Genomic DNA, 4,569 nt, shown 5'->3' on the forward strand with positions numbered 1-4,569 from the left:
TCCGCTGGTGCTCGGAGTCTGCCGCCGACTCCTCGACGACCCTCGCGACGTCGAGGACGCCTTCCAGGCGACCTTCCTGATCCTGGTCAAGAAGGCCGCGTCGATCCGGGACCGCGACCACCTGGGCGGTCGCGGTAGGGAACGCCCTTGCGGAAGTCCCCCCCAACCGAGCTTGGGTCCGGCAATCATGGGAACAGAAACGTATGCCAAGCGTTGCGGATTCGAGTCTCGGTAGCCGTTCACGGCCCAATCTAGCTTTTTCGGCCTGATGTCGATTACTTTTTGAGGTTGAGCGCAACATCCAGCGAGTGTCCCCGGTGCCAAGCCCTCGCGGCCAAAGTGGCTGCACTCGAAACGGAATTGGAGCGTATCCGCGCCCAGTTGGCTGCCGCCAAGAAGGACTCCGCGACCTCGTCCAAGCCGCCTTCCTCGGACATCGTCAAGCCGAAGCCTCCCGAGAGGTCCGACGGCATGCCTCGCTCCATCGGCGGGCAACCCGGGCACGAGAAGCACGAGCGTCAACCGTTCCCGCCCGAGCAAATCACTCGGTTTGAGACACACGACCTCCACGCCTGCCCCGATTGCGGCGGGACCTTGCGACCCAACCCGACGATCCCTCGCGTCATCCAACAGATCGACATCGAAAAGATGCCGTTGACCATCGAGCCGCATACCTGCCCCGAATACTGGTGTGATGCCTGTCGGAGGCCGTGCTGGGCACCGTTCCCCCTGAAGATCGCACGTGGCGGCCTGGTGGGGCCCCACCTCACGGCACTCATCGCGTTCATGAAGGGGGATTGTCACGCCTCCTACTCGACGATCCGGACGTTCCTCCGCGACGTCGTCGGCGTCACCCTCGCTCGGAGCACTTTGGCCAACACGATCGACAAGGTCAGTCAGGCGCTGGACGGCCCCTATGACGAGTTGCTTCGATTCCTGCCCGACGCGAGGCTGTTGAACATCGATGAGACGGGCCACCAGTGCAACAAGGAGGCCTGGTGGACTTGGTGCCTACGGACCGACTTGTATACGAGCTTCAAGATCGACCCGCATCGCAGCGCCGATGTGTTGATGGACCTCTTGGGCCGGGATTTCCAGGGCGTAATCGGTTGCGATTATTTCTCGGCGTACCGGAGATTCATGCGGGAATGCGGCGTCACGGTCCAGTTCTGCATGGCGCATCTGATCCGCGACGTGAAGTCCCTGACGACCCTGCCGGACGCGGGGACGAAGGCCTATGACGAGCGGTTGCGGTGTGCGTTGGAGGGATTGTTCGCGGTGATCCATCGGCGTGACGAACTATCTCCCCTCATCTTCCAACGCCAGTTGGAAGTGGCCCGCGACGCGGTGCTCCGCGGGGGGATGACGGAGGTGCCATCGACACGGCACGCCGGGGACATGGCGCGGCGATTTCGCAAGCACGGCGAGGCGTTCTTCACGTTCATCACGACGCCGGACGTGGGACCGACGAACAATCGAGCGGAGCAAGCGATCCGGTTCGTGGTGATCGATCGGCATATCACGCAGGGGACTCGGAGCGAGGCGGGACGACGCTGGAGCGAGCGGATCTGGACGACGATCGCCACTTGCGTAGGACAAGGTCAGTCGGTGTTTGAGTTTCTGGAGAGATGCATAGGGAATTGGTTCGAGGACCGGCCGTCGCCATCGTTATTGCCGCCGGGGGCGGCGACGTGAGAGGATTCCCAGGGGAGGAGTCATCGCGTAGGGGATGATGAGACGCGCGTCGGGATCGGCGTAGCCAGCGCGAGATGATGCAAGGTCGAGAGACCGGGAAATCATGGACGCGACGGGAACGCCCATCGAAGGGAGCGGTCTGCGCTAACCGCTGTGCGGTTCGAGAGAAGAACTGGCCCATTCGATCGCCAAAGCCCATTTGTGCGAGTGGGTAGTGGTGCGCGCCGTCCTGATGTATCGACAAATGCTATATGAGGCCGTGAACGGCTACGTCATCTGCAAGCGGGAAATCCGCTGACATGGCGATGGGGGGTAGGTGGTCCGATAGCGAGGGGCGGACGTGCGAGACGTTGGGAGGACCCTCGCTATCATCCGGAAAAGAGGCGAGAATGTAACCATACCGCGATCCACGCCTCCAGGGTAACCAAGCAATCAAGCCGATAGAGCGCGAGAGGGTGACGAGCGGTTCTGAGGGGCGGATGGAAAAGGGCGTAGCCAATAGCCTATCGCTGCCGGCGCATCACGAGCCTCGGCAGAAGACGTACTTCGTCAATCACCTACCCGACAGAATTAACGCTATTACGGGAACTCAACATGATAACTCGCCGCGATCTCGTGCTCTTCGGGTTGACTTCGGCCGCCGCTCCGTTCGCCCTGCTCATGCCCGGGCGTGCCTTACGGGCAACCGGATCTATCAAGGATGTCGGCAAGGGGACTATCTATGTCTACGCTTGGGAAGGGGGGGATGGCGAGAGGGAGATCATCCAAGGGATCTTCGCCCTCGATCCCGAGCGAATGACATGGGCTAAGGTTGCCGACCAGAGCGATAGCACATCCTACGACACGTACTTCCGCCTCTCACCTGATGGGCGTTCCCTTGCCTTCAAACGATGGACTCGGAAGGGAACTGTCGATGAAGCCGTTGGCATTTCGATCCGAGACCTGACGCGGGATGGGGCGATTCATCACCTGTTCGCACTCGCCGGGGATCCATTCTGGTCACCAGATAGTAAGCGGTTGATGATCCCTGTCGGGAAAGGCGACGTACCCGGTACAAAAATGCCCAAGCTTGAAACATGGATCGTCAACGCCGACGGAACAAAACCGCAGAAACTGCCGATCCCCGACACCGAGCAAGTCGTCGACTGGTCGCCTGACGGTACGTGGGTCTTAACTTACTCTCATCGCGACAAGGGCGCGGGCTATCAAATCTACCGGATGCGACTTGACGGTACTGACGCTCGCCGCTTGACCACGACCGGGAAGGGAGTGCTCAGTCTCGACGGGCGAATCTCTCCTGACGGCCGGCAAATCGCATACTGGCGTATTGGTGATCGCCAGTCCGGCATATGGGTGATGAACGCCGATGGTACAAATGCACGCCGGATCCTCGATTCGACCGAGAAGCTGATCGCCGGAGGGCCTGCATGGTCCCCCGATAGCCGGCGGATCGTCTGTTCCGCCCACTCCGAACGGAGGCATGAAAAAGGTTACTTGGAGCCGTTCAATTATAGGCTCATTCTATTGGATCTCACAGGTGGTGCACCGATGAGGGTGGCCCCGCCGCTCTCGTCCGGCCTCGGATATCCTCAATGGGGTCCTTCCTGGAAGTCTTGAGAAACTCGCTGGAGGTATTTCCGTCTGTAACGCCCGAATGCCCATTCCTGGGATTCACGCTCAACGACGGCCGTCTTAATTTCATCGTCGCGTGGCCCGGGTAACGACACGCTCAACGCCGGTGCCGGCCGAGACCTGCTGATCGGTGGTCTGGGTGTAGACACGCTCCGCGGCGACGACGGCGACATCCTCATCGGCGGCAGCACCAACTACGACAGCGACCTGGCCTCGCTGGACGCCATCATGGCCGAGTGGGGCCGGACGAATGTCTCTTATGCGGACCGCGTCAAGCATCTCAACGGTTCGCTCGCCGGCGGCCTGAACGGCAATGTCCGGCTCACGCCCGACACCGACTACAATGACAGCGCCGTCGACTCCCTGTTCGGCCAGGGCGACCTCGATTGGTTCTTCGCGAGCCTCGTCTCGCCGAAGCAGGATAAAATCAAAGACGCGGCACGGCTTGATATGATCACCGTGGTCTGGGCCGGCCGACTGTCGAACCTCTTAACCCAACAGGCCCGGGCCGACATCTCGTTCGGCTCGGGCCTCCTCATGCGCCCGAACGTCCGAGGACATTCTCCCGAGGCTCAAGACGGATTCCGGGGTGATGGGACGTTCCACATTCGGATCGGCCAGGATCGAGCGCCCCGGACATCCTTGACCGCCTTCGCGATCGGAACCGCGAGCCCTCATCATGGTGAACATCCAGGGCCTGTTCGACGACGCCAAGTGCTTCCAGACAGTCCGCGATATGCGGTGGCCCCACGGGTCGCCTGCCCCTCGTGTGGCTCGACCAGCGATGGGATGGTGGTACGCGCCGTCCTATAGCCCAAAGTCTCTATGCTCGTTGAGGCCGTGAACGGCTACAGTCGTCGATGCCGCTCGATCCGCCACTCACTCCGAGGAGAGTCGTCCGATCAGGGCTGCGGTTTTCTTGTTGATACCGGCGAAACACCTCGCACTCTGATTCGCCGAGGTCAATCGCCTCGGACGGAGGATGCGTGTCTCCGGGAGTTGCGAAGTCCTTTCCAGGCCGTTCCTACGGCGTTCCGCAAGAGCTTCATCAGGCGAGGAGTTCCCGGATCGGCTTGCCCTCGCTAAGGGTGATGGGGCGTCCCACGGGGGAAATATTTTCTTTGCGGGGATCGAGCCCGACGGCCGAAAGGATGGTGGCGTGGACGTCGGCCATGGAGAGGCGGCCGACGGGGTCTTTGATGCCCTCGGGGTCGGTTTCGCCGATCACGTGGCCGCCGCGGA

4 protein-coding genes and 2 pseudogenes are annotated in these 4,569 nt (G+C 61.5%); 5 read left to right on the forward strand and 1 reads right to left on the reverse strand.

Translation table 11 applies throughout. The features are described 5' to 3' along the window. From ACYOEI_RS40810 to ACYOEI_RS40830, 5 genes and pseudogenes are all read left to right on the forward strand, one after another. Nucleotides 1–127, forward strand: a pseudogene (locus tag ACYOEI_RS40810) (sigma factor); the annotation flags it as partial. A 212-nt stretch (nt 128–339) separates the two neighbouring features. Beyond that, a complete protein-coding gene (gene tnpC / locus ACYOEI_RS40815; RefSeq protein ID WP_462856431.1) occupies nt 340–1,695 on the forward strand; it encodes an IS66 family transposase in 1,356 nt (451 codons plus the stop codon). A gap of 594 nt (nt 1,696–2,289) precedes the next feature. Further along, nucleotides 2,290–3,312: a TolB family protein gene (locus ACYOEI_RS40820; protein WP_462856432.1), complete on the forward strand. Its 1,023-nt coding sequence runs from the start codon at nt 2,290–2,292 to the stop codon at nt 3,310–3,312. Nucleotides 3,313–3,390: 78 nt separating this feature from the next. After that, nucleotides 3,391–3,486, forward strand: a pseudogene (locus ACYOEI_RS40825) (hypothetical protein); the annotation flags it as partial. Between the two features lie 69 nt (nt 3,487–3,555). Continuing rightward, entirely contained in the window at nt 3,556–4,140 is a 585-nt protein-coding gene (locus ACYOEI_RS40830) for a hypothetical protein (protein WP_462856433.1), read from the forward strand. A 235-nt stretch (nt 4,141–4,375) separates the two neighbouring features. On the opposite strand, the gene ACYOEI_RS40835 is transcribed toward ACYOEI_RS40830, so the two are convergent. Then, nucleotides 4,376–4,569: DUF1501 domain-containing protein (locus ACYOEI_RS40835; RefSeq protein WP_462856434.1), on the reverse strand; the 194-nt coding region annotated here is incomplete at its 5' end.

The organism is Singulisphaera rosea, from assembly GCF_054877945.1.